The sequence below is a fragment of the Acidithiobacillus concretivorus genome (genome assembly GCF_018853445.1).
In the GTDB taxonomy this organism is placed as follows: Bacteria; Pseudomonadota; Gammaproteobacteria; order Acidithiobacillales; family Acidithiobacillaceae; genus Acidithiobacillus; species Acidithiobacillus concretivorus.
The window spans coordinates 1-358 of record NZ_JABELD010000134.1; the positions used below are offsets into that span (position 1 = coordinate 1).

The window sequence follows — 358 nt, forward strand, 5'->3', positions numbered from 1 at the left end:
CAACCGAGCCGCCGAAGGCTGGATTTTGAGCAGGAAGTTTCGGAACGATTAAAGCTGGCCAAGGAAGCGGGTGAGCTGGAGCGGCAAGACCTGGCGGTAGATCAGAGTATTCTTGATCTATCCGGCGACCTGGAAGCCGCGCGCGCCGAGCGGGACCGGATAATCCGCGAAGAGATTGCCCAGGGGATTGCAGACATTCGGAAGCAGTTTGCCCAGTATCAGGAGATAGAAGCGGGCAAGCAGCAGGCGCGGGAGGCCTTTGAGCGGTTTCAGGCGGAGCAGCAGTTGCAACGGGAGCAGGAGGTAGAGCGGCCAGCGCCTCGGGAATATGAGCTGGATGGTCCTGAGTTGTGATGTT

The 358-nt window shown here is 59.2% G+C and carries 1 protein-coding gene; it reads left to right on the plus strand.

Translation table 11 applies throughout. The annotated features are described in order from the left end of the window. The coding region (locus HJG40_RS13710; protein ID WP_215864716.1) for a hypothetical protein at positions 1-354 on the plus strand (354 nt) is incomplete at its 5' end. Positions 355-358: the final 4 nt, after the last annotated feature.